General features: G+C 43.5%; 21 protein-coding genes. 16 read left to right on the top strand and 5 right to left on the bottom strand.

All coding sequences use genetic code 11. The annotated features are described in order from the left end of the window. Positions 1 to 71 precede the first annotated feature (71 nt). Entirely contained in the window at positions 72 to 1,709 is a 1,638-nt protein-coding gene (locus JKP82_RS07420; protein ID WP_232370723.1) for an alpha-amylase family glycosyl hydrolase, read from the top strand. Positions 1,710 to 1,946: 237 nt separating this feature from the next. Here JKP82_RS07420 and JKP82_RS07425 read toward each other — a convergent pair whose 3' ends face one another. After that, positions 1,947 to 2,987 carry a LacI family DNA-binding transcriptional regulator gene (locus JKP82_RS07425; RefSeq protein ID WP_218396471.1) on the bottom strand — a complete coding sequence of 347 codons (1,041 nt, stop codon included), beginning with the start codon at positions 2,985 to 2,987 and terminating at the stop codon, positions 1,947 to 1,949. A gap of 279 nt (positions 2,988 to 3,266) precedes the next feature. Here JKP82_RS07425 and glnS point away from each other — a divergent pair, with 279 nt between their 5' ends. Beyond that, positions 3,267 to 4,934 carry a glutamine--tRNA ligase gene (glnS, locus tag JKP82_RS07430; RefSeq protein WP_218396473.1) on the top strand — a complete coding sequence of 556 codons (1,668 nt, stop codon included), beginning with the start codon at positions 3,267 to 3,269 and terminating at the stop codon, positions 4,932 to 4,934. An 87-nt stretch (positions 4,935 to 5,021) separates the two neighbouring features. On the opposite strand, the gene JKP82_RS07435 is transcribed toward glnS, so the two are convergent. Then, positions 5,022 to 5,768, bottom strand: coding sequence for a YciK family oxidoreductase (locus JKP82_RS07435; protein WP_218396475.1), 747 nt, complete (start codon positions 5,766 to 5,768; stop codon positions 5,022 to 5,024). Positions 5,769 to 6,084: 316 nt separating this feature from the next. Between JKP82_RS07435 and JKP82_RS07440 the strand changes: the two genes are divergently transcribed. The 9 genes from JKP82_RS07440 to JKP82_RS07480 all read left to right on the top strand — a co-directional run bounded on the left by JKP82_RS07440 (position 6,085) and on the right by JKP82_RS07480 (position 17,201). After that, entirely contained in the window at positions 6,085 to 8,688 is a 2,604-nt protein-coding gene (locus JKP82_RS07440; protein ID WP_159530133.1) for a VolA/Pla-1 family phospholipase, read from the top strand. A 194-nt stretch (positions 8,689 to 8,882) separates the two neighbouring features. Continuing rightward, complete coding sequence (locus JKP82_RS07445; protein WP_218396477.1) at positions 8,883 to 11,471, top strand: acylase; 2,589 nt, start codon at positions 8,883 to 8,885, stop codon at positions 11,469 to 11,471. 117 nt (positions 11,472 to 11,588) lie between these two features. Further along, positions 11,589 to 12,617 (top strand): protease SohB, encoded by a 1,029-nt coding sequence (gene sohB, locus JKP82_RS07450; protein WP_159530137.1) that lies wholly within the window; start codon positions 11,589 to 11,591, stop codon positions 12,615 to 12,617. Positions 12,618 to 12,746: 129 nt separating this feature from the next. Further along, positions 12,747 to 13,385 (top strand): TetR/AcrR family transcriptional regulator, encoded by a 639-nt coding sequence (locus tag JKP82_RS07455; RefSeq protein WP_208804776.1) that lies wholly within the window; start codon positions 12,747 to 12,749, stop codon positions 13,383 to 13,385. Between the two features lie 78 nt (positions 13,386 to 13,463). Beyond that, complete coding sequence (locus JKP82_RS07460; RefSeq protein ID WP_218396479.1) at positions 13,464 to 13,877, top strand: GFA family protein; 414 nt, start codon at positions 13,464 to 13,466, stop codon at positions 13,875 to 13,877. 110 nt (positions 13,878 to 13,987) lie between these two features. Next, positions 13,988 to 14,371, top strand: coding sequence for a hypothetical protein (locus tag JKP82_RS07465; RefSeq protein WP_013784008.1), 384 nt, complete (start codon positions 13,988 to 13,990; stop codon positions 14,369 to 14,371). 100 nt (positions 14,372 to 14,471) lie between these two features. Then, a complete protein-coding gene (locus JKP82_RS07470; RefSeq protein WP_218396481.1) occupies positions 14,472 to 15,563 on the top strand; it encodes a serine hydrolase domain-containing protein in 1,092 nt (363 codons plus the stop codon). Positions 15,564 to 15,681: 118 nt separating this feature from the next. Continuing rightward, positions 15,682 to 16,443 (top strand): Nif3-like dinuclear metal center hexameric protein, encoded by a 762-nt coding sequence (locus JKP82_RS07475; protein ID WP_218396483.1) that lies wholly within the window; start codon positions 15,682 to 15,684, stop codon positions 16,441 to 16,443. Then, positions 16,440 to 17,201, top strand: a complete 762-nt coding sequence (locus JKP82_RS07480; protein ID WP_159530153.1) for a methyltransferase — start codon at positions 16,440 to 16,442, stop codon at positions 17,199 to 17,201. The genes JKP82_RS07475 and JKP82_RS07480 overlap by 4 nt, the downstream gene beginning before the upstream one ends. 56 nt (positions 17,202 to 17,257) lie before the next feature. Here the strand turns inward: JKP82_RS07480 and JKP82_RS07485 are convergent, their stop codons facing one another. Further along, positions 17,258 to 18,325 (bottom strand): 2-hydroxyacid dehydrogenase, encoded by a 1,068-nt coding sequence (locus JKP82_RS07485; RefSeq protein ID WP_218396485.1) that lies wholly within the window; start codon positions 18,323 to 18,325, stop codon positions 17,258 to 17,260. A gap of 35 nt (positions 18,326 to 18,360) precedes the next feature. Continuing rightward, on the bottom strand, positions 18,361 to 18,843 hold the full coding sequence (locus tag JKP82_RS07490; protein ID WP_218396487.1) for a glutathione peroxidase: 483 nt from the start codon (positions 18,841 to 18,843) through the stop codon (positions 18,361 to 18,363). 96 nt (positions 18,844 to 18,939) lie between these two features. Between JKP82_RS07490 and JKP82_RS07495 the strand changes: the two genes are divergently transcribed. After that, positions 18,940 to 19,851 (top strand): NAD(P)-dependent oxidoreductase, encoded by a 912-nt coding sequence (locus JKP82_RS07495; RefSeq protein WP_218396489.1) that lies wholly within the window; start codon positions 18,940 to 18,942, stop codon positions 19,849 to 19,851. Positions 19,852 to 19,895: 44 nt separating this feature from the next. On the opposite strand, the gene JKP82_RS07500 is transcribed toward JKP82_RS07495, so the two are convergent. Beyond that, positions 19,896 to 21,539: a response regulator gene (locus JKP82_RS07500; protein ID WP_220099873.1), complete on the bottom strand. Its 1,644-nt coding sequence runs from the start codon at positions 21,537 to 21,539 to the stop codon at positions 19,896 to 19,898. 314 nt (positions 21,540 to 21,853) lie between these two features. Here JKP82_RS07500 and JKP82_RS07505 point away from each other — a divergent pair, with 314 nt between their 5' ends. From JKP82_RS07505 to JKP82_RS07520, 4 genes are all read left to right on the top strand, one after another. After that, positions 21,854 to 23,008, top strand: a complete 1,155-nt coding sequence (locus tag JKP82_RS07505) for an acyl-CoA dehydrogenase family protein (protein ID WP_159530161.1) — start codon at positions 21,854 to 21,856, stop codon at positions 23,006 to 23,008. A gap of 46 nt (positions 23,009 to 23,054) precedes the next feature. Next, complete coding sequence (locus JKP82_RS07510) at positions 23,055 to 24,185, top strand: enoyl-CoA hydratase/isomerase family protein (RefSeq protein WP_159530163.1); 1,131 nt, start codon at positions 23,055 to 23,057, stop codon at positions 24,183 to 24,185. A 139-nt stretch (positions 24,186 to 24,324) separates the two neighbouring features. Continuing rightward, positions 24,325 to 25,188, top strand: a complete 864-nt coding sequence (locus JKP82_RS07515; RefSeq protein WP_159530165.1) for a putative RNA methyltransferase — start codon at positions 24,325 to 24,327, stop codon at positions 25,186 to 25,188. Positions 25,189 to 25,202: 14 nt separating this feature from the next. Next, the gene (locus tag JKP82_RS07520; RefSeq protein WP_218396491.1) at positions 25,203 to 25,760 is read left to right on the top strand and encodes a D-glycero-alpha-D-manno-heptose-1,7-bisphosphate 7-phosphatase; all 558 of its coding nucleotides are present in this window, start codon (positions 25,203 to 25,205) and stop codon (positions 25,758 to 25,760) included. Positions 25,761 to 25,790: the final 30 nt, after the last annotated feature.

A 25,790-nucleotide genomic window follows, 5' to 3' on the forward strand; every position in this document is an offset into this window, starting at 1 on the left:
CAGGTTGTGCTAATTCGTCTGCGTCTATTTCTACGGATTCGCCACAGCTCAAGGCAGAAGCTAAATCTGCCATGTCAGCTTCAGCAGCTTCTACTAATAAAGCTAATACACAAGTCACAGTTTTAGGCACCACCACACCGTTTGCCAGCGAAGCAATTTATTTTGTAATGACTGACAGATTCGTTGATGGCGACCCCAGTAATAACCATGAAGAACAAGGCGGGGAGTTTCCGACTTGGCAGCTACCTATGGAAAGTTCTGACGGTGAAAAAGCCTATGTCGGCTATATGGGCGGCGACCTCAAAGGGGTGCTAAACAATGGCGACTATATTCGTGATATGGGTTTTACGGCGGTATGGATGACACCCGTGCTAGAAAATCCAAACCAATCATTTAGTGGAGATGAACAAATCACCTATGGCGGCGCTTTTAAAGACGGCGGCAAAACGGGCTACCACGGTTATTGGGCGACTAATTTTTATAAAGCTGATGAGCATTTGATAAGTAGCGACTTAAGTGTGAAGCAATACACCACACAAATGCGTGAAAACTTTGGTTTAAAATCGGTATTTGATATTGTGGCAAACCACGGTACGCCAAGCTTTACCATGCCCTCTGACCAACCTGGATACGGTGAAATTTATAATGCAGAAGGCGAATTAGTTGCTGATCACCAGAATCTAGCCCCTGAAGACTTAGACCCCAAAAATAATCCCTTGCATGAATTTTTTCATGATTACCCAGATTTGGTAAAACTCTCTAACCTTGATGATCAAAACCCCAAGGTAAGAGATTATCTTATCAATAGTTACCTTTACTGGATTTCACAAGGCGCGGATGCGTTTCGTATCGACACCATTCGACACGTACCTCATGACTTTTGGCGAGAAATGTCTGACCGGGTGAGGGCAGAGCATCCCGACTTCTTTATGTTCGGCGAAAGCTTCCAATATGATGCGAACTTTATTGCGCAGCACACACTTCCAAAAAATGGAGCGGTAAGTGTGCTCGACTTCCCGATGCAAGAAGCCATGGTAAAGGTGTTCGAAAAGCCACTTGAAAGTGACTTCGCTACCTTAGCCGACACCTTGTATTTAACCCATGGGCCTTATAATAACCCTTATGATTTAACTACCTTTTATGACAACCATGACATGGCGCGTATTAACGCTACCGACAATGGTTTTATTAATGCCCATAACTGGTTGTTTACGGTTCGTGGTATTCCTGTGGTGTATCAAGGGTCAGAAATTGGCTTTATGCGTGGTACGTCTGAACACCAAGGTAACCGCAATTACTTTGGCCAAGATAATATAGACAACGCAAAGTCTCATCCTATTGCCACCGAATTGGCTAAAATTGCAAATGTGCGTAAAAACACACCAGCACTTCAACGAGGTTTGCAGTTCAATCTTGAATTAGCCGGGCATGAAGCCACATTTTACCGTGTTTTACAAAGTGATAGTGCACAACAAACCGCATTGGTACTGCTCAATAAGGCCGATAAACCTGCCGATTTCAGTGTTGATGAATATATGCAAGCTGGCACATGGACTGAGCAGTTGTCTGGCGAAACACGTGAATTGGTTACCGGTGACGCGTTAACAACCTCAGTGCCCGCCAACGGCGTTCAAGTATGGGTTAGGGAAGGGGCGTTAGATTCAGATGCCCTAGAAGCGGCGCTTATTAAGGAAATGTCGGCGCAGTAAATTTTACCTCGCAATAAAAAAGCGCTTGTTGCTCGTTTAATACTAATAACAACAAGCGCCTTTTCATTATTTGTAAATCATGTTTTAGCGGGGCATATTCTATAACTAAGCAGCTCAAGATAGCTAACCTAAGATAGTTAGCCTAGCGAGTTAGCCAGGCTTATTAAATTAGGCAACCAAGACTTAGGCAGCCAAGACTTAGGCTGCCAAGACTTAGGCTGCCAAGACTTAGGCTGCCTAGGTTTTTGCCCCACATGAATGCCTAATTATGACTTCCGCTGGCATGAGAAAATCTTCCACCTTTTCATTTGAAATAGCTTTAATTAACGTACTGACCAATAATTCACCGGCTAGCTTTGTGTTTTGCTGAACGGTAGTTAACGCAGGGGTCGTGAAGGCCGATACAGCAATATTATCGTAACCTACCACTGCAATATCGTCAGGCACTTTAAGCGCTGTTTGCCTTAACGCTCTCAAAACGCCCATAGCAATAAGATCAGATGCGCAAACAATAGCGTCAGGTAAGCCTGCTTCGTTAGTTTTAGCATCGTTCAACATACCTTGAATAGCATCAAAGCCAGCTTCTTCGGTAGAAACCGCATCACTTTGCAACGAACTTTCGTATAAATTATGGCTTGTTAGCGCCTCTGTATAACCTTGAAAACGAGCCATAAACTCAGGGGCTTCATTGCCTGAATCGCCGATAAACGCAAACCGAGTTCTACCCAGGGCGATTAAGTGTTCGGTAATGCTGTAACCACCTTGAAAATTATCACAGCCAACACTCACACCTGGATGAGCGGCATCGGGTGCGCCCCAACGAACGAAATGTGTGCCTTGTGACTCAAGTTGTGCCACTTTACTGCGATAATCGGTGTAATCACCGTAACCCAATAAAATTATGCCATCTGCTTTATTTGAGTCTTCATATTCTGCATGCCAGTCATCTTCCAAGTTTTGGAACGACACCAGCAAGTCGTAACCCGCAGCCGCACAGGCACGGGTAATACTTCCTAACATGGCGAGGAAGAAAGGGTTAATCATTGAATCATCTGAGGTGGGATCTTCAAACAACAAAAGTGCAATGGTGCTACTTTTTTGCTTGCGTAGATTACTGGCATTCTTATCAACTTTATAATTAAGTTCGCGAGCAATGCGCTGAACCCGATCACGGGTTTCTTGATTTACCAAGGGGCTGTTATTCAGTGCTCTTGATACTGTTGATTGAGAAACGCCTGCCAAATGTGCAATATCAAAAGAGGTTGCTTTTTCTTTCATGGGCACCATGTTTGTCTGCTACGACCGAGTTGTCGACAAGAAGAAAGATACCATACTTTCCTCTAACCACGCTTTATTTGCTAGTCACACGCCTTTTTTTAATACAAGAAACAGTAAAAAAACGTTTCATCGCGTTAAAACTAATCACTTGTAAGGCTAGGTGTAATAAAACGTGGTTGTCAGTTTTAGGTCAGTGTTATACTAATCCACAATATTAATTAATTTTAAACGTTAAGATTATTTTTAAACGTTAATTCAAACGCTAAGGGGAACACGCGAATGGCCGAGACTGAGCACCGTCCGACCAACTTTATCCGTCAGATCATCGACAAAGACCTTGCCAATGGTGTGCACGAGAGTATTAAAACTCGGTTCCCGCCGGAGCCAAATGGCTTTTTGCATATTGGTCATGCAAAGTCTATTTGCCTAAATTTTGGTGTTGCTCAAGATTACTCAGGTTCTTGTAATCTGCGCTTCGACGACACAAATCCAGCAAAAGAAGACATTACTTTCGTTAACTCTATCAAAGAAGACGTTAAATGGTTGGGTTTTGAGTGGGATGGTGAAGAGCGTTACTCTTCAAATTATTTCGATCAGCTTCATGGTTTTGCGAATGAATTAATCGACAAAGGCCTAGCTTATGTCGACTTTTCTACTCAAGACGTGATGCGCGAACTACGTGGCACATTGACTGCGCCAGGTAAGAACAGCCCATACCGTGATACCGACGTTGAAACCAATCAGCGTGAATTCGCTAAGATGACAGCGGGCGAATATAAAGAGGGTGAGTGTAGCCTTCGCGCCAAAATAGATATGGCTTCACCTTTTATGTGCATGCGTGACCCGGTAATTTACCGTGTTAAACACGCCCACCATCATCAAACGGGTGACAAATGGTGTGTGTACCCCATGTACGACTTTACGCACTGTATTTCGGATGCGATTGAAGGTATTACCCATTCCTTGTGTACTTTGGAGTTCCAAGACAACCGCCGTTTGTATGATTGGGTGATTGAAAATATTACTATTGACAGCACACCACGTCAGTATGAGTTTTCACGTCTTAACCTTGAATACACCGTATTGAGCAAACGTCGATTAATTCAGCTGGTTGAAGAAAATCACGTGAGCGGGTGGGACGACCCTCGCATGCCGACTGTGGCAGGCTTACGTCGTCGTGGTTATACCGCGGGTTCAGTACGTGAATTTTGCAAGCGTATTGGCGTGACTAAAATGGACAACATGGTAGAAATGTCCATGCTAGAAGCGTGTGTTCGTGAAGACTTAAACGTGAACGCACCTCGTGCGATGGCAGTTCTCGATCCTATTAAATTAGTGATTGAAAATTACCCAGAAAACGACAGTGAAATTTTAATAGCGCCAAATCATCCTAGTGATGAGGCTATGGGCACACGCGAAATTAGTTTCGGTCGTGAAATTTGGATTGAAGCAGAAGATTTTCGCGAGTCAGCAAACAAAAAGTTCAAGCGTTTAGTGCTAGATAAAGAAGTGCGCTTACGTAATGCGTATGTGGTTAAAGCTAACCGTGTTGAAAAAGACGCAGAAGGTAACGTAACCACGGTTTACTGTACCTATGATGCTGACACGCTAGGTAAAGACCCGGCTGATGGCCGCAAGGTTAAAGGCGTTATCCATTGGGTTGACGCAGGAACAGCGCAGCAAGCTGAGTTTAGGTTGTACGATCGTTTGTTCAACGTGCCTAACCCCGCCGCTGAAGAGAACTTTACTGATGTGATAAACCCAGAGTCATTAACGGTTCTGACTGGCTGGGCTGAAGCTGGGCTTGCCAGTCGTGCGCCTGAAGCAGGTGCATGGCAGTTTGAGCGTACTGGTTATTTTTGTTTAGATGCAGACAGTACAGACGATAAGCCTGTATTTAACCGCACGGTAGGGTTACGTGATACGTGGGCTAAAATAGGCGACTAAGCCACGCCATCAAGAAAACATAAAGTATCACTATTATAAAGCCGCGTTTACGCGGCTTTTTCTATGGCTATGTGTTGGTAGTCACTTTTAGCGCTTAGGTTGGCAATCAAGAGATTGACCATTCACATCAATACTGTCGTTACCCATGAGGTAAAGATACATAGGCATGATGTCAGCAGGTGTTTTCAATGTATCAGGGTTTTCAGCAGGAAAAGCCTGCGCGCGCATATTGGTGCGTGTGCCACCTGGGTTAATACAGTTAAAGCGTAGCGACTTATTTTGATACTCGTCAGATAACGTCTGCATGACACCTTCTGTAGCGAACTTCGATACCGCATAAGTCCCCCAAAACGCGCGACCTTTTCGCCCAACGCTAGAGGTAGTAAAAATAACCGATGCATTGTCAGCTTTTTCTAGGGCAGGGATTAGCGCCTGCGTTAAGAAAACCGTACCATTTACGTTGGTTTGCATCACATCAAGCCATTCTTGTTGCTCAATATCTTTAAAAGAACTTAAATGCCCAAGCACAGAAGCGTTGTGTAACACACCATCTAACTTACCGAATTGGTCTATAATGGTTTGCGTCATTTGTTGATAGTGTGACGGTGTTGCGCCTTTTATATCTAGCGGTACTATTGCAGGTTCAGCACTCCCAGCATTTACGATTTCGTCGTAAACGGCTTCTAGCTTAGAGACGGTTCTGCCTAATAAAATACAGGTGGCACCATGTTTTGCGTAAGTCCGCGCTGCTTGAGCACCGATGCCATCGCCAGCACCTGTGATAAGAATGACTTTACCCTTTAATAAATCGGCAGGGGCTTGATAATCGTTCATCAGTATCCTTAATAAATTCGCATATAGTTATCTGCGCAATAGGTTCAAATTATATAGGTGCAGATGATACTCACACTACGCAATAAGTAAAACTTTCGAAGTATAAAAACACCAAACGTAAAAAAAAATAACGTTTAGCGTTAACAAAACTTTGCAAAGTTGCAACAAAGTTAATAAGATTGAGGGAGATACAACTGGTCTAACATGTTTGAAGCTCGGTGAGTTTGCAGTAAGAACAAGGCGTTAAAGGTGCCAGCTTACAAGCAATGCGAGTTTTAGATACACAGAATAACAACAATGCTTGTAGGGAGTAAGAATGAGAAAACTCATATTAAGTTCCAGTGTGGCCCTTGCGCTGGGTCTAACAGGCTGTGGCGGCTCCGATGATACCCTGTCCGATATTCAGGCCGAGACAGAGGTCCAAACACCATTTTCACGTATCGTGTTTGATCCCGCTAGTGGCGATTTAAATATACCTAATGATCTTCTAATGCTACCAGGGGATGACGGCTTTTTCGATTATACCCTTAACATTCCGGTAGACGATCCAACTAACTTTGCTGACCCACAAAACGCACTTAATGTACTAGACGGATGGTCAACACAGCATCCATTTGCTATATCGGTAGAGACGCCGGCAGGTGTTTCACTTGACGCGTCTACCTTGGCGGCTGGCGTGTTGATGTTTGAAGCAACCCTAGGGTTGGATTTAAACGATCCAGATTGCGCGCAAATCACGACGCCTTCTGCGGGTTGTAAGCTTGGCGATCAGTTGGTTTACGGCGAAGATTATGTGCTTTCTCTTGCTGATGAATCAACAATTACCTTTGTGCCATTAAAGCCACTGAAGCCGGCTCAAGGTCACATGTTGGTAATGACCACCGCGTTGAAAGATTCGTCTGGTAAGTCTGTACAAGGCTCTACATCGTGGGATTCAACACGACAAGATATCAATACACTGCCATTATCAAGTGATGATCAATTATTGCTTCAAGGCATTGTGAACTCACTGGTAAACCCAGTGATTGGTGCAGGTTATGAGCGTGAAGATATCACCTATGTTTCTGCATTCACCACACAATCAATTGCGAATTCACTCGATACCATCAAAAAAGTAATGGTAGGTGAGTTTGCAGCACGCGCTGCTGCTGGAGACCCAACCGCGGGTGAAGCACTTCCTGTTATTGTAGTAGGAGACGTTGATAGTGCACCTACGGCTATGGAAGCATTAAATTTAGTCACCGAAGAAGTAGTCGCTGGTGCGGTCTCAGTCGGAATAGATAACTTACCAGCAGAGGCAGCAGCCTTAGTACCTGTTATTGAAGCCACTGACTTCAGTGCCCTTGAAACGTGTGCTGGGTTAGCGGGTACCGTGTCTGGTCAGTTATCTGCCCAATGGGGTGCGGTTAACGATTTCGCTGTGGCTGTGTCTACTGGCATACTTGCCGAAGCGGGTCCGTTTTGTGCAGCACAACGCTATGAGGGTAGCGTGTCGCTTCCTTATTTCCTAGGTGTTCCAAGCGCAGAAAACCCAACAGCGCCAGTTAATGAATTTTGGCAAGCAGCCTGCGACAGCGGTATTGTGTTAGCAACGGCTTCTGATGAAGTACTCGCTAGTGCCACACCTGGTCCAAACTTCGAAACGTGTTCAAGTTTAGGCTTATCTGATTTACGTGTTAATGGCGAAATGCTAGATAACGCCCGTAATATCACTAAGTTTAACCCATTTCCTCAGATGACTGGCGGAAACATGGGTGAAGAGACGTTAGATGTGCAGGTGACAATTCCAGACCCAGCGATTGCTGGTGCACTTGGCTTCTCTGTCAGTATGCCAGAAGCGGGTTGGCCTGTAGTGATTTTAGCGCATGGTATTACGAGTAAGAAAGAAGATATGCTAGCCATTACGGGGACTTTGTCGTTGGCAGGTATTGCTTCAGTGGCTATCGACCAACCACTTCACGGTACTCGTGGTTATGATTTAGACGGCGACGGCACTGATGACATCAATGCTACAACCGTAAGCGCTACTCATTACATGAACTTGGCAAGCTTGCCAACTGCGCGTGATAACCTGCGTCAAAGCGTGTCTGATTTATTGGGCCTACGTTTAGGTTTGAACGCGGTAGTTGATGCTACTGCAACCCAAAACGTGTCATTTGATATGTCTCGTGTATCTATCATGGGTGTATCATTAGGCGCTATTACGGGCGGTAACTTTGCCGCAGTGGCTAACACCAGCATGGGAGAGACATTAGGCGCGTTAGACGGCATGTATGCTGTTAAACAAGCCTCGTTAGAGTCTCCTGGAGGCGGTGCAGCTCAGTTCTTACTTGAGTCTGCTACCTTTGGTCCGCTTATCAAAGGATTGCTGTTATCTCAGTCGTCTGAAGATTTTGTTGCCTTGTTAACTCAGCTTTATGGCACAACTGATGTTTCAGAAGCACAGTTAGTGGGTGCGGTAAGCGCATTTATGGATGCCTTAAGCGATGAACAAGCTGCAGAAGTTAATGCGGTATTTGCTGAATTCGCATTTGCTGCACAAACGGTTATGGACGCTGGTGACCCAACTAACTATGCCACTACGCTTGGTGAAACTACACCAGTACACATGATGACAGTGGTAGGTGACGGCGGGGAAGAAAACTTACCAGACCAAGTCATACCAGTAAGTACATCTTTGCCATTGTCTGGTCAGTTAGCGCTTGCCAATACCATTGGTTTAAATCAGGTGACGACTACCCAATCGGGTACCGATGCATTAAGCGGCTTGGTTTTATTTAACAGTGGTGCGCATGCATCAAGTTTAAGCCCAGCAGCGAGCACGGCAGTTACGGCTGAAATGCAACGAGAAGTAGCAGGTTATATCTCTTCTGACGCTACGGTTTTACCCATTACTGATGAGACTGTTGTATCAAATTAGTGATATGTAACTAGTTGATTCATAAACATGAAAAGGCCGACTTATGTCGGTCTTTTTTTTGCTTATTTAAGCTAAAAATCAAAATGTTGTTTGAATGTTTCTTATTGTTAATGTAGTGTTAATTGGTCGGATCTGTTGAAGAAAGAAGGATACAGGATCTTGATTTCGAGTATTACAACAATAAGGGACAGTTTGTGAACATACCAAAGAAACGTATATTGCCATATCGTACACTTCTCGCAGCCTCTATTGCTGCCACACTAATAGGTTGTGGAGGGAACGATAATAATTTTGATAACGTGCAAACGCCAACCACTCCTGAGCCAACTCCCGTTGAACCTACACCAGCACCGGTACCCGCTTTTGATACAGATGGTGTATTAACGGCTGACATAACGTGGACAACTTACGGTGTGCCTCACGTTAAAGCGGATAATCTAGAAAGTATGGCCTACGGGGTGGGTTATGCGTTTGCTAAAGATAATTTATGTATTTTGGCAGATCAAATTATTAAATATAATTCTGAGCGCTCGAAATACTTCGGTCCTGACAACCAACCGGGCAGTGGTGATTCAGAGCACCTTATTAATGATTTCGGCTTTTTAACATTGGGTATTCGTGCGTTGGCTGAAGAGAATTTGGCGCGCATGTCAGCAAACTCAAGAGCCATGTTTCAAGGTTATACTGCAGGTTACAATCGTTACTTAGCGGACACGCCTGTGGCTGACCAAGATCAGTCGTGTGCTGGGCAGCCTTGGGTAAATGATATCGACAGTACTGATTTATTAACGTACTCACTGGGTGTTGCGTTATTACCAGGTGCTGCTAACTTTTTAGGCCCAATGTTTTTAGCTGCGCCTGAAGGGGAAAGTTACTTACCTACACCTGCGGCAAGCACGAGCACCGTTTCACAAAAGGCAGCGGCATCACCTACTGCCATGGCGGCCAATACGCAAGTAAACGCTGTGCCGTTTAACATTAACCCTACCGTAGTACTGCCGGAAAAAAATCCACAAGACATGGGGTCAAATGGCTGGGGACTAGGGAGCGATAAAACCACTAACGGTATGGGAATGGTTTTAGGGAACCCCCATTTTCCTCACACAGGGAATTTACGTTTTTGGCAGTTCCATACGCAAATACCAGGTTATTTAAACGTAATAGGTGGCTCTTTGACGGGGTTACCAGGTGCGGTGAATATAGGCTTCAACGAAAACGTTGCGTGGACACACACCTTTTCTACAGCTGAGCACTTTGTCGTTTATCAATTAACGTTAGATGAAGATGATGATACGGGCCTTACTCATAGGGTTGATGGTAGTAAACGGACCATTTACGAGAAGCCAATGCAGATTGAGGTAGCGGTGGCACCAGGCCAAACCATCATGCTCAACAAAACAGCCTATTACACAAATTACGGGCCTATGATTGAAGTGCCGGGTAATTTTGAGTGGACGGACACTAATGCGTTTGCCATTAAAGATGCAAATTTGCCGAATTTGGATGTTGTTGATCACTGGCTAGCGATGAATATGGCGGGCTCTATGGAGGAGTTCAAACAAGCCTTCAAAGACTATGATGGTGTTATTTTTAACAATACCATGTCTGCTTCAGCGGACGGTCAGGTATTTTATATTGACGATTCTACCGTCCCTAACTTAACTGAAACCGCCATTTCAGAATTAACCACTAATCCTGTTTTAGTACAAACTAAAATAGCAGCGGGTTTTACTGTTCTACCCGGTTTTGCCTCTGCGTTTGATTTCGATGGACCTGTACCTTACGAGGAAGCACCAAAATATGAGGGAACAGATTCAGTTCAAAACTCAAACAACAGCTTTTGGTTAACAAATTTATCGTCACCTATCACGGGAGTTTCGCCACTTTATGGCAATGTGGAAAATCAACAAAGTCTGCGATCACGCTTAGCTCAGCAATTTATAGAATCTGAAGCAGGTAGTGACAACACATTTACGCCTGACGAAGTGGAAACCTTGCTACTTAACAACCGAAGCATGCTGGCCGATATGGTGTTGCCTAGCTTACTTCAAGCTTGTACAGCCCAAGGTAGTGATCCTGTTACGGTAAATGGTGAAAACGTGGATATCTCCGCTGGCTGTGCAGCATTGGCCTCGTGGGATGGCACCATGAACAAAGACAGTGTTGGGGCGCACGTATTTAGAGAGTTTGCGTTTCAATTTGACAGGGATCCCCAGTGGGAAACACCGTTTTCTGTTGATAACCCTGTTACCACGCCAAGTGGTTTATTGCAGAATGACACCACAATTAATCAATTTGCTGCAGCAGTTCAGGTTGTTAACCAAGCCGGTGTAGCGCTTGATGCAACCTTAGGTGAAGTACAATTTGTAGAGCGAAGCCTGCCAAATGGCACGGCATCGGGTGTAAAACTTCCATGGGCTGGTGCACATAACATCGAAGGTGGTTTTAATGTCTTTAGTATTGTGCCTAACAACAATGGAACTTTACTGCCAAGACATACCTATGCACCGCTTAACAGCAATACCATTATGAGCGCAGAAGCAGAGGGCTATCATATAAATTATGGTAGCAGTTGGATGATGGTCATTAACTTTACTGAAGACGGGCCAAAAGGAAGGGGACTTCTTTCATACTCTCAATCTAGGGCTTATGGCAGTGAACATTCAACTGATCAAACTGAACTTTATTCGTCTCAACCCACGTTACGTGATTTGTATTTTACCGACGAAGAAATATCTGCAAATACAATCAGTACATTAACCCTATCGTCAGAGGAAAATTAGACTGCTATTATAGGCGCCATTATATAAAGTCGCCTTAATGTTAGTTCTAATTCGGACAATAAGGTCGTTATGAAGGGTCTGAGAACAGACCCTTTTATTTTGTACTAGGAGATAGGTTTGGAGTTTTTGTACGAATACGGTTTATTTGTGGCTAAGGCCGTTACCTTGGTTATCGCGTTTATTATCGTGGTATCGACCATCGTTGGCGTTGCAAGTAAGCAGAAACAAGGTAAAGGTCAGTTAGAAATAATCTCACTGTCAGAGCAACTAAAGGACATTACCCATTATGCGAAGCAAGTGTTGCTCGACAAAGCAGCATTGAAGCAACTAGCTAAAAAGCAGAAGAAAGAAGATAAGGCCAAAAGCAAAAGTAAAAAAGCTAGCGATGAAGAAGAAAAATCTCGGTTATTTGTGATTGATTTTAAAGGCTCTATGGATGCTAATGAGGTTGAGCACTTACGTGAAGAGATTACCGCTATTTTATGTGTAGCCAACAAAAAAGATGAAGTACTTGTTCGCTTAGAAAGTGGCGGTGGCGTGGTACATGGTTACGGATTAGCGGCTTCCCAGTTACAACGCATCAAAGAAAAAGGCCTTACATTAACCATCGCGGTAGACAAAGTAGCGGCAAGTGGCGGTTACATGATGGCTTGTGTGGCAGATAAATTGTTAGCGTCTCAATTTGCGTACATTGGTTCAATTGGTGTGTTAGCGCAATTGCCAAACTTCAATAAATTATTGAAGAAGAACGATGTGGAATTTGAGCAACATACGGCAGGTGAATACAAGCGAACGCTTACCGTGTTTGGCGAAAATAATGACGAAGGACGTGCAAAATTTAAAGAAGAAATTGAAGAAATTCACACGTTGTTTAAAGACTTCGTTCATAGTCAGCGCCCTGAAATGAACATTGAGAAAGTGGCAACGGGTGAATATTGGCCTGGTGTTAAAGCAAAAGAACTAGGTTTGGTAGATGCGCTTTCAACCTCAGACGATTACATTTTATCGCACTTCCCAGAGCGCGAAATATTTAAGGTTAAGTACTCGTTGAAAAAGAATGTGGCAGAAAAACTAGGGCTGTCGGTTGCAGCTGTTGCAGAACGGGTAGTCATGCAGACTTGGAACAAAGCAAGGCACTGGTTTTAATAATAATTAATATAAAATAATAGGTTACAGCATTCTCTTGTGGTTATGTGTAACCTTTTTGCCCCGTTCCGAGTCGTTTTTACATGAAGGAACGGGCGTGATGAGACTTAGGTTAAAGAAAAATAAAAAATGGCGAAGCAAACTAAAGCTGATATTTTAGATGCTGCTGAACTGCTCTTTTCAGAGCAAGGGTTCACGCAGACATCGATGCGCGAGATTACGACTCGAGCCGAGGTTAATCTAGCGTCAGTCAATTATCACTTTGGTAGTAAGAAGAACCTTATTCAGGCAGTGCTAAAAAGGTATTTCGATGTTTTGATGCCTGAAGTGAATACCTGCCTTGCCAACAATAAAGTATCTTCCGGTAGCGAAGGTGTTGCTACCTTATTGTATGCACTTATTCCTCCTATGTTGAAACTCAATGTGCTAAGACCGTCGGGCACAGCCATTTTTGTTCAGCTATTGGGTCGAGGGTATAACGAAACCCAAGGTCATTTGCGCCGTTTCATTATGAACGATTATGGCGAAACAATTAGAGCCTTAGTTGACGCTATTCAACAGTGCTTACCCGACCTACCTGAAGAAGCGCTTTTCTGGCGCTTGCACTTTGCAATGGGTAGTTTTGTCTTCTCAATGGCTTCAAGTCGAGCGTTGACAGAAATCGCTGAGTCAGATTTTCACAAGCATGTGAATATTGAAGAGGTGATCAGTCACCTAGTACCGTTTGTAGCACAAGGTGTTGCTGGTAACATCTCACAAAATAACTAAAAAATGGGGTCAGAGTGTCAAGTTACCGAGGTTGGATAACATGCATTCTAGATGGGGATTAAGTAAAAGGAAGTATATATGTATTACGGAACCTGTCTGTGCGGCGAAATAAGCGTCGAGATTTTAGGCTCGATAGATGGCATCATTCATTGTCATTGCTCACTTTGTAGAAAGAATAGTGGTACTGCCTATGCCACCAATGGCTTTATCAATGCTAACGAATTCCGCCTAATAGACCCACAGAAGAAACTTGCTACTTACGAATTTAAACCAGGTAAAAATAGACATTTTTGCTCTACCTGTGCATCGCCCATTTATAGTTCAAATGCAGCTAATCCTGAAAAACTGAGAATTCGGCTTGGTATTGTAGATTCAGATATTTCAGAAAGACCCATCTCTCACAACTTTGTTACGTCAAAAGCAAACTGGGACAACTTAGATGCTGCGCTGCCAAGATATGATACGTTTGAACCTGCTAGACAAAGTCGGTAAATTGAACTCAACTAATGAGACGCTGTTGGTTCATCTCCTGTAAGAAAATTGCAAAAGTATTATTAGCCTCATCAATGAGTGTAGATCTACATTAAAATTGGATGTTTATAATGGATTCATTGGAATTAGAAGAAAAACCGGAACTAGATTCAGCCCAACAGAATAAAATCAAAAATGAGACCCTTACCACAGAATTACATTTTGAATTACTAAAACAATATGCGTGGTTATCTTCCGCTGCTATTGGTGCAATCGTCGTTCTTGTTCAATTGAAAGCCATAGAAGCAGATAAAGATCTTTATGTATCCCTCGGTTTTTTCGTGGCTTCCATTATTTTGTCGATTACGGGGCAGGATCATATAATTGATTCATTACTCAAAGGTAAACAAATATACGATGCTTCAAAGGTTTTGAAGTTCATTAGAACAATTTCTATGATGTGCTTTGGTATAGGTGTAGGTTATCTGGCAGCAAACGTATTAAAATTCTGGTAACTACGTCCTTTACCTTCATCGTGAATCAACCGCTACTTTCATTTTAAAACGGCATAGCCGAAGTTATTTTTAATTTTGGCTATGAGAAGGGAAACCCTTTGTGAATACTGAATACGCGTTTGGGTATATATGCCGTAAATTTACTATTTCAACACTATTCATTTTTTCAGTAAATGCTATTTCCGCCGAACAAGGCGGTCATAAGGAACTGACTCAGTACTTGGATGAAGTTCGAGGTGAGTTTACTATTCCCGCAATGGCAGTAGCTATCATTACTGCCGGCAAAGTCAGTTATATTGAAGGTTTCGGCTACCTAGATGAGAAGTTAACCAAGCCCACAACGGATAAAACGCTATTCAGGGCTGCGTCAATTTCTAAACTTTTCACTGCGCAAGCCATAATGAAATTAGTAGAGCGAAGAAAATTAAGCCTCGATGACGAAGTGGGTTTATACATACCACAGCTTGAAAAGTCTCAAATCACTATAAAGCAATTACTCACCCATTCTTCAGGCTTAACGGACGTTATTAGGCCTGCGAGTGCTAAACAAGGTAGATCGCTGAAGCGTTATTTAGAATTGGTGGGAGGCGCTGTCCCCGAAGAGTCTGAAAGTCACAGCTTTGTGTATAGTGACACTAATTATAATCTGTTGGGTGAGATCATTCTCTCAGTTAGTGGTCAGCGCTATGACGCTTTCATCTATGACAATATTTTTAAGCCAGCAAAAATCAGAAAAAGTCATTTTTATGATGGCTCAGATGAAAATTTAGCTGAAACGCATCCAACCTACAGGGGAAAGTTAATAGACAAGCTTGAGCAGCGACCCTATGACTTAGCTTTTAACCCCAGTGAAGGCCTCATTGCTAACGTATACGATTTAAGCCAATGGCTTACGCTCACGCTTAACAACAATCCTGTCATTTTAGATAATCATTCCTTCGATGCGATGTTAGTGCCACAAGTAAAAACCACGTGGGGTGAAATATACATGGCACTAGGTTGGCAGGTTTATGAGAATGAATATGGGAAAGTCGCTAGGCATCCAGGTAGTATTCGTGGGTACAAATCGCTAGTGCTTACATATCCAGACAGTAAAAACGCAATAATTATACTGAGTAACTCAAGTGATACACCGCGCTGGGAAATTGCAAAGTCCATTACGGATATTTTAAATAAGAACGGTGAGTGGTAGCTGGCGTGTGTAAAAAGAAAGGACGGCAGTAGTCGTTCAAAATTAGTATAATGCTTAACAATTCTATAGGTTCAACATGATTGTTGAACTGATTGTATAACAGTTAACCGGAGTGTTTGTGTCAGTAAGTAACCTTGAACTTAAACGCTATCTAGATGGCACACTTAGAGCCCATGAGATTAGCGACTATTGCCCTAATGGTCTGCAAGTTGAAGGCAAGCCAGAAATTCAACGTGTAGTAACAGGGGTTACGGCCTCACAAGCCTTGATTGATGCCGCCATTGCAGAAAATGCCGATGCCATCGTGGTGCATCATGGCTATTTTTGGAAAGGCGAGTCGCAAGCAATTACCGGCATGAAGAAAAAGCGCATTCAGGCATTACTTGAACACGATATTAATTTATACGCATACCATCTACCGTTAGATGTTCACCCCGAGTTTGGGAATAACCGACAGCTTGCGACACTGCTTAATATTGACAATGTGCAAGCCCTAAGCGGCGTAAAACCTACGGGTGTGGTTATGCAAGGGGAGTTCGAAAGCCCAATGTCTCAGCATGACCTACAGCAGCTATTAGCTGATAAGTTAGGACGAGCTGTATTAGCGGAAGGTGATGATAATAAAGCTATTAAAACCGTTGCCTGGTGTACAGGCGGCGGTCAAGGCTTTATCGAACAAGCTGTTGCGGCAGGGGTAGATGCGTTTATTACCGGTGAAGTGTCTGAACAAACTATTCATACGGCGCGTGAAATGGGTATTAGCTTTTTTGCGGCGGGTCATCATGCCACTGAACGCTACGGCGTGAAGGCATTAGGTGAGCACATTCAAATCGAGTTTAACCTCGACGTATCTTTTATCGATATTCCAAATCCAGCATGACACAAAAATTAGATCATATTTTTGACGGTATAGCCGCAAAGTTTGCCGATAACATCTATGGCACTACAAAAGGCAAACTTAGGCAAATTATGCTTTGTGAAGCCTTAGCCCCTTTCGTTGAAGTAACAGAAAGTGCACTGCCTAAAAAGGTGCTAGAAGTGGGCGGCGGCACAGGTGTGATGGCCGCTCACTTGGCATCGTTTGGGCATAGTGTGTTCCTAACTGATGGGTCAGAAGATGTATTGGTTCATGCCAAAGACAATTTAAAAACGTTTCCAAACGTGAATATTCAACATCAATATTTGTTAGATATTCAAAATATGGAACACTATGACCTTGTAGTTTGCCACGCTGTTTTGGAATGGTTGAATGAGCCCTACCAAGCTATTCAGTTTTTATACGACAACATGCGTGAAGGAGCAATATTAAGCCTGAGCTTTTTTAACCGTGATGCAAACTTAATGACCAACGCTATTTATGGTAATTTTGATTACATTGCGCAAGGTATGAAAGTCAGGAACCAAGTTCGCCTTAACCCTAAAAATCCGTTACCGGCTAAACAAGCCAGCGATTTTTGTGAGTCTATTGGTTTTAAGGTAAAAGCGAAAACCGGCATACGATGTTTTCATGATTACTTGAAGAACCCAGAACATCAAACCACCCAGTTTGAAGGGTTGTTAAGCTTAGAACGAACCTACAACCAAACAGAGCCGTTTATGTGGCTAGGTAAGTATTTTCATCTTGTCTTGGAAAAGTAGCGAAATGGCTACTTTCCTACTATTTCCTTTAAGCTATTCTCATTACCTTAAGCCCGTTAACTTATGTGCTTAACCATATTGTCTTGAACGTTTCGTCGTGTGTCACCGGCGATAAAACACAAGTTATCTAGGGTTATGGCGGCAATCTCACTCAAAGCTTCTTTAGTGAAAAAGCCTTGATGCCCGGTTACCAATACATTGGGAAACGTTAGTAAACGCTGAAACACGTCATCTTGAATAATGTCTTGAGAATGGTCGCTAAAAAATAGCTCTGACTCTCGCTCATACACATCCAAACCTACATAACCCAAATGCCCATTTTTTAGCGCATTGATTACCGACTTATCATCAATTAATCCTCCCCGTGATGTGTTTATAAGCATGGCGCCTTTGGGCATTAGGGCAATACTCGCTTCATTGATAAGGTGATAGCTTTGCTCGGTAAGTGGGCAGTGAAGGGTAACAATGTGGCTTTGGCTAAAAAGCGATTCTAGTGACGTATAAACTACGCCTTCTTGTTTGAGTTGCTTATTGGGGTAGGGATCGTAGCATAAGATATTGCAACCAAAACCTTTTAAAATCCGAATAACCGCTTGGCCAATGCGTCCTGTACCTATCACACCTACTGTTTTATTGTGTAGAGTAAAACCCAGTAAACCGCCCAATTCAAAGTTGCCTTCTTTTACTCTGTTATAGGCTTTGTGTGTTTTGCGATTTAACGTAAGAATGAGTGCTAGCGTGTGCTCTGCCACCGTTTCAGGGCTGTAGGCGGGCACTCTCGACACACTGATGCTCAATTCATTTGCGGTGGCGATGTCGACATTGTTAAAGCCAGCACAGCGTAACGCAATATGTTTAATACCAGCCTCATGCAAGATATATAAAGTTTTCGCATTAAGTTCATCATTGACGAAAACACAGACACCATCGTAGCCTTGACACAGCAAGGCAGTCTCAGCGGTGAGTTGATGAGGGAAATAAGTAAAAGAAATAGGGGAGAAAGTAGGGGGAAGGCCGTCTTCTCGTTCAGTCCCTTCTAGGCTCAAGGCTTTTTCTAAGCTTGTGGCTGCTGCCTTAAAAACAATTTCTTCATAAGGTTTGGCGCTAAAAAAGGCGACTTTCATTACAATGCACTCCCTATCCAAAAAACGATAAAAATTTAGGCTTTTAACAGTCCACTAATATCGCTACTTATTTCACTCGGCTTCGTGGTTGGGGCATACCGCTTAACCACGTTTCCATTCCCATCGACTAGAAATTTAGTGAAATTCCACTTTATGCGTTTTGACCCTAGTAAGCCAGGTGCTTGTGATTTTAATTCAACGTAGAGCGGATGGGTTTGAGAGCCGTTAACTTCCGTTTTTTTAAATAATGGGAAAGAAACGCCAAAGTTCAGGCTACAAAATTGCGCAATGTCATCATCAGACCCCGGCTCTTGGTGGCCAAATTGATCGCATGGGAACGCCAATATTTCGAAGCCTTTCGCGCTATATTCATTATAAAGTTTTTCCAATCCTTCATATTGATTAGTAAAGCCACATTTACTGGCGGTATTGACGATAAGTAACACTTTGCCTTTGAAGTCTGACATGGCAATAGCTTCGCCGTTATTTTTAATCACTTGGTGACTGTATATGCTCATAGCGCTTCTCTTTATTTTAGTTATTGATGTGTTTTAGTAATCAGAAAGTTTGTTACACTTCGCTTCAGTATAATCAGTTATGAAGAGAGTTACACCATGCCAAATAATACAATTACAACGTCTTCAACTGCAGGTTCACTTATCGATAACGCTTCGATTAACGTCAGTTTTCTAGGGCTCGGTGTGATGGGCTATCCCATGGCGGGGCATCTGGCAAAATCAGGCTTCAATGTTACTGTGTATAATCGTACAAAAGCGAAATCCGAAAAGTGGGTAAAAGAGTGTCAAGGCACCCTTGCCCTAACCCCAGCAGAAGCCGCAAAAGATGCTGATATAGTGTTGATGTGCGTAGGTAACGACAATGATGTTAAAGACGTTGCAAGCCAAGCCCTAGGTACGATGGGGCCGGGTACATTGCTGATAGATCACACTACCGCGTCGGCAGAAGTAGCGCGTGAAATGTTTTCGCTATGTCAAAAGCAGTCCATCGCATTTTTAGATGCGCCAGTGTCAGGTGGCCAGGCCGGTGCTGAAAATGGTTTACTCACAGTCATGGTGGGGGGGGAACAAAAGGCTTATGACCGTGCTGAAGCTGTATTTTCTGCCTATGCTAAACACAGTCAATTGTTAGGTGAAAGTGGAAGTGGTCAGTTAGCAAAAATGATGAATCAAATTTGCATTGCCGGCATTGTTCAAGGGCTAGCAGAGGCGCTTCATTTTGGTCAAAAAGCAGGGTTAGACTGTAATGCAGTCATCGATGTTATCAGTAAGGGGGCTGCGCAATCTTGGCAAATGGAAAATCGTGCGGCTACTATGCTCGAAAACCATTATGACTATGGTTTTGCGGTTGATTGGATGCGAAAAGATTTATCTATTGCCCTTGATGAGGCGCGTCGAAATGGCTCGACATTAGCGCTAACGGCCCTGGTCGACCAATATTATGGTGACGTTCAAAAAATGGGTGGCCATCGCTGGGATACATCCAGCCTACTAATGCGGTTGAAATAACATACCATTAGTATGAGCACACTCGGTCAGTTTATACCTAACGTCTAATGGTGCTTGTTGTCTTCGTTGATAGCAGGGGCCATAAGCTTTTCTGCATTAGCTTGGGCCGTTAGGTTTAATTGGGTGAGCCTATGATGATTACTATCTGAAAGTGCCATATCAGCAATAATGCGAAGTAGTTTAGGAATTCCGTATTTACGATAAACGGCGGTGTCTGATTCAATCATACACTGCAGTAAATTAAGCCCGAATGCTGCCGTTTCTGGCGATAAATTCAATGCATCATAGAAATGCTTCATAGCGGGTAAGTAGTGTTTATCCATAAACAGCTGGGTACCGGTTTCATTTAGCATGACTGCTTGGTCATGATTAAGGCTCAGACGCTCCCCACCACTAAAAATAAGGTCGTCGTTAGCAACCTGCTCCGATATGATCTGCAGCTCAGAATTCTTCTGCTTTGCAAGGGCAAGCAATTGGCTCGCTTTTCCTTCTTCGCCTAAGCCATGATGTACTTTAGCGGCAATAACCAGCATTGAAGGCTCGGTACGAAGGTAATCATCCATGTAGTCACTTTCTAGTAAGTGAGTAGCTTTATGATCTTCGCCGTCTAAAATGGCTGAAAAGGCCAGTAGATAATCTCTTTTTTGTAATAGTTGGCGATCACTCTGACTGCGACCTGCCAAGCCAACTAACTTACGAGCTTGGCTTAAGCTTTCTTCTCTATTCGTACTAGGCGCTTCTTCTGCAAGTAGTAAATAAAATTCCGCTAATTCGAAAGTGAAATCGTTAAACCTGTCTTTGGCACTGCGATGCATAGCGCGCTTTTTTTGTAACAGGTCAATGGCTTCTACCACTTTGTCCTGTTTTTGATACGCGATAGTTTTTAACCTAGTAGCAGGTAAGCTAAGTTCACTGAATTTTATCTGACCTAAATAGGTTTCTACTTGTTCGTAAGATTTTTGCTCAAAAGATAAAGAAGCCAGCCATTCAAATGCGCTGTCACGCGCTAGACTTGACGTTACCATGCCACTGAGTTCGTCTTGGCAGTCGGGCCAAAGACCCGCCGCATACTGGCACTTAATTTTGCCCCATTGAGCCCAAAGCACTTTATCTGAGCGAGTGAGTACATCTTCATACACACGCATTGCAGGCAAAATATCTTCGTTTTCAAATAAGAGCTTGGCGTAAAGTTTACCCACATCTGAAACAAGCCTGAGAGGAACGCCCTCCCGCAATTTCTTACGCAATAATGTAATGGCAGAAGGTCGCTGTTTATTATCCACTTCTCGTAACACGGGCTCAATATATTGGCGATAGCTTAAATAGTGCTTAATTTGTCGGGACAATGACGCAATGGTGTAAGGTTTTATAATTAGCGCATCAGGTTGCAAATCCATTATACGGCCAATGGTTTGGGGCGAACGATCTGAGGTAAGAAAAATGAGGCCTGTTCCAGGACGAATAAATCCCGACTCTTTAAGGCCCTGTATCCACTCAACCCCAGTTCTTCCTTGACCTAGGTGGTAGTCCATAATAATGAGTTCGAAATGCTGCTTACGTAGCACCGATTTAAGCTCAACACCTGATCCAAAACTGCTAACGTTTAATTTTGCAATGGGTAGTAGATGACCTCGCAACGTAGTGCGCGCAGTTGCGTTATCTTCAACGATAGCAATCCGATAATCCAAGAGATGTCAGTTTAGTAGTGTTTTAATAAACATAGCTTATCAGCGCTGGGCGTAAAGTGCATTAGCCGTAAGTTTAACTTTCTAACTGTATGTCTTTATTTATTATTTTTGCGTTAGTGAAGTTAGAAAATAGGGTAAAACCCCTGCATATTTGTCACAAATATTTTACATTAACTTTAATTATTTTTGATGTTTACGTTTACGTGAAGGTAAGTTGTTAGATACTGTTATTACGACTAAATACTCAATGGTTGAATTTTACTTAAATCAACCGTGAATAATTACCAATTTTATTACCCAGAAGGGCAAGTAACATGAATTTCGACCTTTCAGATGATCAACTCGCCTTTGAAGAAACTGCTCGCCAGTTCGCGATGCAGGAGTTTGCACCGAATGCTGCACAATGGGACCGAGACCATCACTTTCCCGTTGAGGCACTTAAAAAGGCGGGGGAACTCGGTTTTTGTGGGTTATATACCCCTGAATCAGAAGGCGGGCTGGGCTTGTCACGCCTTGATGCTTCAATCATTTTTGAGCAGCTTTCCATGGGTTGCACCACCACTACCGCCATGCTGACAATTCACAACATGGCCACGTGGATGATTGCGACTTGGGGCCAAGAAGCCGTTAAAAAGCAATGGTGTGAGGTACTTGTGTCGGGGGAGAAACTTGCTTCTTACTGCTTAACCGAACCTGGTGCTGGCTCAGACGCTGCGTCATTAAAAACCAAAGCTACGCCAGTAGGAAATGGCTATGTGCTTAGCGGCGCAAAAGTGTTTATTTCTGGTGCAGGAAGTACCGATGTACTTGTGGTAATGGCTCGTACGGGGGGAGACGGGGCAAAAGGTATAAGCGCCTTTGCCGTTCCCGCTGATGCCGAAGGTATTATTTACGGTAAAGCGGAAGAGAAAATGGGCTGGAATGCACAGCCAACCAGAATGATCACTTTCGACAACGTAAAAATTGATGCGTCGTGTCGTTTAGGTGATGAAGGGCAAGGCTTTAAAATGGCCATGCAAGGGTTAGACGGTGGGCGAATTAATATAGCAACATGCTCAATAGGAACTGCGCAACAAGCGCTTAATGTCGCCAGACAGTATCTCACTGAGCGTGAGCAGTTTGGAAAACCCATTGCTACTTTCCAAGCGTTGCAATTCAAACTAGCTGACATGGCAACTGAATTGGTCGCTGCCCGTCAAATGGTGAGAATGGCAGCCAGTAAGCTTGATAGCAAACATGCCGATAGCAGTACTTATTGCGCAATGGCGAAAAGATTTGCGACAGATGTGGGTTTTAAGGTGTGTAACGACGCGTTACAGTTACATGGTGGATACGGCTATATCAAAGAGTATCCGTTAGAACGCCACGTAAGAGATGTGCGGGTACATCAAATATTGGAAGGCACAAACGAAATCATGCGAGTCATCATTGGTAGGCGCTTGCTAAGCGATGAAACCAGCGTTCTGTGATATAAGGCGCGGTGGCAAAAATCGGTGATGCAACAAGGAGTACAAAGTGGAACATACAGAATCAGTGGTGGTTGTTGAAGAAATCGCAACGCACTCAGGACATATTATTGGCGTGCTTACACTGAATAAGCCCAAAGCCCTAAATGCGCTTGATTTAGAAATGGCGAGTTTGTTATTAAACGCATTACAAGCGTGGGAAAATAGAAACGATCTTGTCTGCGTAGTGTTAAAAGCCGCAGGAGAAAAAGCATTTTGTGCCGGTGGTGATATTGTATCCATGTACAACGCAATGCTGGAATCAAATGGCGAAATCCCTGATTTTCTTGCCTCTTTTTTCCGTACAGAGTATACCCTAGATTATAACATTCATCATTACGCCAAACCCATTATTGTGTGGGGTTCTGGAATCGTCATGGGCGGTGGAATGGGGTTAATCTGTGGTGCGAGTCACCGTGTGGTTACCGAAACGTCCCGCCTAGCAATGCCCGAAATTACCATTGGATTGTACCCTGACGTAGGAGGCAGCTATTTTCTGCCACGCTTACCAGGAAACACTGGTCTTTTCTTGGGGCTTACCGGTGTTCAAATGAATGGAGCAGACGCGTGTTACGTAGAATTAGCTGACGTGTTGGTAGCGTCCGACCAACAACCCGCTATGTTTGACGCGCTTCAGAATTACTCGTGGAAACTCAATGACGAATCAACCCCACTCAATGGGCAAGTCACCGCCATTTTAAACGGCCTTAACACACCAGAAAGTCAGCTTCCTGCAAATGTAGAATCTCACCGAGCGATTATTGAGAAGTGGTGTGAACCAGACAACGTTACTGATGTGGTTAATAACCTATTATCAGCAGATGTTAGCGGAGATAAGTGGTTAAGCCGTGCGCAATCTACATTGGCTAAAGGGTCGGCCATAACCGCGCATTTAGTGTTTGAAGAGTGCAAGCGTGGTGCACAATTATCTTTAGCTGACTGCTTTCGTATGGAAGCAATTATGTCTTGTCGCTGTGGTCAATACGGGGAGTTTCAGGAAGGCGTACGCGCACTACTGATAGAAAAAGACTTATCGCCAAAATGGAAGTACAAAAAAGTAGAAGATGTACCAGAAGAGGTGGTTGCATCTTTCTTTGACTCACCCTGGACCAATGAAGCTCACCCATTGGCTGATTTGTAGCCATGTTTCATAGTGTGAGGGGAACTTCGCGTTAAGCTCTTTCACAACTTAGTAGCAACGCTGAAGCAGTCACGACACCGGCGGTGAAGTTTGGTAAACTCGCCGCCAGTATTAGACAGTTTTACAGTGGACTCTTTTTATGTGGCAATGCCCACTTTGCCGAAGCCCAATCGATATTAGTGCCTCGGTCATTCAATGCAGCAATAACCATAGTTTTGACAAAGCGAAAGCCGGCTACGTTAACCTTCTTCCTGTACAGTTTAAAAACTCGAAGTCACCTGGTGACGACAAAAGTATGGTTCGCGCTCGAAGAGAGTTCCACGATCTCAATGGTTATGGACCGTTGAAGCAACGCATGACCGATATAGTGGCGCAATATCATAACGATAACCGCAATAGTGAAAATACCAGTGTGAATACAAACCCAGAGCTTGCGATCTACGATGCAGGGTGTGGGGAAGGGAGTTACCTAAACGCCCTAGTAACAGGTTTAGAAGCTAAAGATATTCACACTACTGGCAGTGGTAGTGATATCGCGAAAATTGCTGTGGAATTAGCGGCTAAGGCTTATAAATCACAGCAGTTTGTTGTCGCCAGTAGCTTTGATTTGCCCATTGAATCGAATACTCAAGATGTAGTTATTCAGGTTTTTGCCCCCGGAAGCAGTGAAGAGTATGCACGGGTGTTGAAAGCAGGTGGGCTCTTGCTTACCGTGGATCCTGCACCCATGCATTTGTTCGAATTAAAGTCGCTGGTATATGACAACCCTGCAAAACATGCTGTAGAAAAAGAAGAACGGGTGGGTTTCGTACAATCTATGGATGAAACAGTAAATTATCCTTTGCATTTCGACAACAATGAACAAAAAATCGCGTTGATAAAAATGACGCCGTATTACTGGCGTTTACCACCGGATAGATTGGCCGACATTGTTGAAAAACTAAGCCAAGTTACTGTTGATTTTCGTGTTCAAGCTTGGCTGAAACCGTCTGAATGTATTTGAAGAGATAACATAAAATGGGTTCACACACTGTTAAAGCCTTATTTTTAGACCGTGATGGCATTGTTAATGTCGACCATGGTTATGTGGGACGGTACGAAGATTTTGACTATGTAGACGGCATTTTCCCGCTAATAAAGCGCTTTGAGGATGCGGGCTATAAAATTATCATCGTGACTAATCAGTCGGGTATTGCACGAGGTTTGTATTCTGAAGACGATTTTAATGCTTTGATGAGCGAAGTTCAGCAAGACTTTCACCGAGCTGGTATTGGTGAGGTTTCTGTGTATTTTTGCCCTCATCATCCAGAGCATGGTATTGGCGCGTACAAAAAACAGTGTGCGTGCCGAAAACCTAGTCCAGGTATGCTAAAACAGGCTGCAGAAGACCATTCTATTTCACTACCTTTAAGCATCATGGTTGGCGATAGTTGGCGAGATATACAAGCAGGGCAAGACGTTAGTTTATCTCACTGTTATTATGTTTCCCGCAAAGCCCCGCCGACCACTGCGGCGTTAGAAAATGTTACTCAAGTCACCTCTTTGAACGATATACCTGTTCCCAATAGCGTATAACCCACTTTTTGATACATGCTCGCTAATGGC

This window comes from Alteromonas lipotrueae (genome assembly GCF_019249215.1).
Taxonomy (GTDB): Bacteria; Pseudomonadota; Gammaproteobacteria; order Enterobacterales; family Alteromonadaceae; genus Alteromonas; species Alteromonas lipotrueae.

What these genes read in the sequence shown, in the direction of transcription:
- JKP82_RS07420 (WP_232370723.1), top strand. Translation starts at nt 72, where the DNA reads ATGTCAGCTTCAGCAGCTTCTACTAATAAAGCTAATACACAAGTCACA.
- JKP82_RS07425 (WP_218396471.1), bottom strand. Translation starts at nt 2,987, where the DNA reads ATGAAAGAAAAAGCAACCTCTTTTGATATTGCACATTTGGCAGGCGTT.
- glnS (WP_218396473.1), top strand. Translation starts at nt 3,267, where the DNA reads ATGGCCGAGACTGAGCACCGTCCGACCAACTTTATCCGTCAGATCATC.
- JKP82_RS07435 (WP_218396475.1), bottom strand. Translation starts at nt 5,768, where the DNA reads ATGAACGATTATCAAGCCCCTGCCGATTTATTAAAGGGTAAAGTCATT.
- JKP82_RS07440 (WP_159530133.1), top strand. Translation starts at nt 6,085, where the DNA reads ATGAGAAAACTCATATTAAGTTCCAGTGTGGCCCTTGCGCTGGGTCTA.
- JKP82_RS07455 (WP_208804776.1), top strand. Translation starts at nt 12,747, where the DNA reads ATGGCGAAGCAAACTAAAGCTGATATTTTAGATGCTGCTGAACTGCTC.
- JKP82_RS07460 (WP_218396479.1), top strand. Translation starts at nt 13,464, where the DNA reads ATGTATTACGGAACCTGTCTGTGCGGCGAAATAAGCGTCGAGATTTTA.
- JKP82_RS07465 (WP_013784008.1), top strand. Translation starts at nt 13,988, where the DNA reads ATGGATTCATTGGAATTAGAAGAAAAACCGGAACTAGATTCAGCCCAA.
- JKP82_RS07480 (WP_159530153.1), top strand. Translation starts at nt 16,440, where the DNA reads ATGACACAAAAATTAGATCATATTTTTGACGGTATAGCCGCAAAGTTT.
- JKP82_RS07485 (WP_218396485.1), bottom strand. Translation starts at nt 18,325, where the DNA reads ATGAAAGTCGCCTTTTTTAGCGCCAAACCTTATGAAGAAATTGTTTTT.
- JKP82_RS07490 (WP_218396487.1), bottom strand. Translation starts at nt 18,843, where the DNA reads ATGAGCATATACAGTCACCAAGTGATTAAAAATAACGGCGAAGCTATT.
- JKP82_RS07495 (WP_218396489.1), top strand. Translation starts at nt 18,940, where the DNA reads ATGCCAAATAATACAATTACAACGTCTTCAACTGCAGGTTCACTTATC.
- JKP82_RS07505 (WP_159530161.1), top strand. Translation starts at nt 21,854, where the DNA reads ATGAATTTCGACCTTTCAGATGATCAACTCGCCTTTGAAGAAACTGCT.
- JKP82_RS07515 (WP_159530165.1), top strand. Translation starts at nt 24,325, where the DNA reads ATGTGGCAATGCCCACTTTGCCGAAGCCCAATCGATATTAGTGCCTCG.
- JKP82_RS07520 (WP_218396491.1), top strand. Translation starts at nt 25,203, where the DNA reads ATGGGTTCACACACTGTTAAAGCCTTATTTTTAGACCGTGATGGCATT.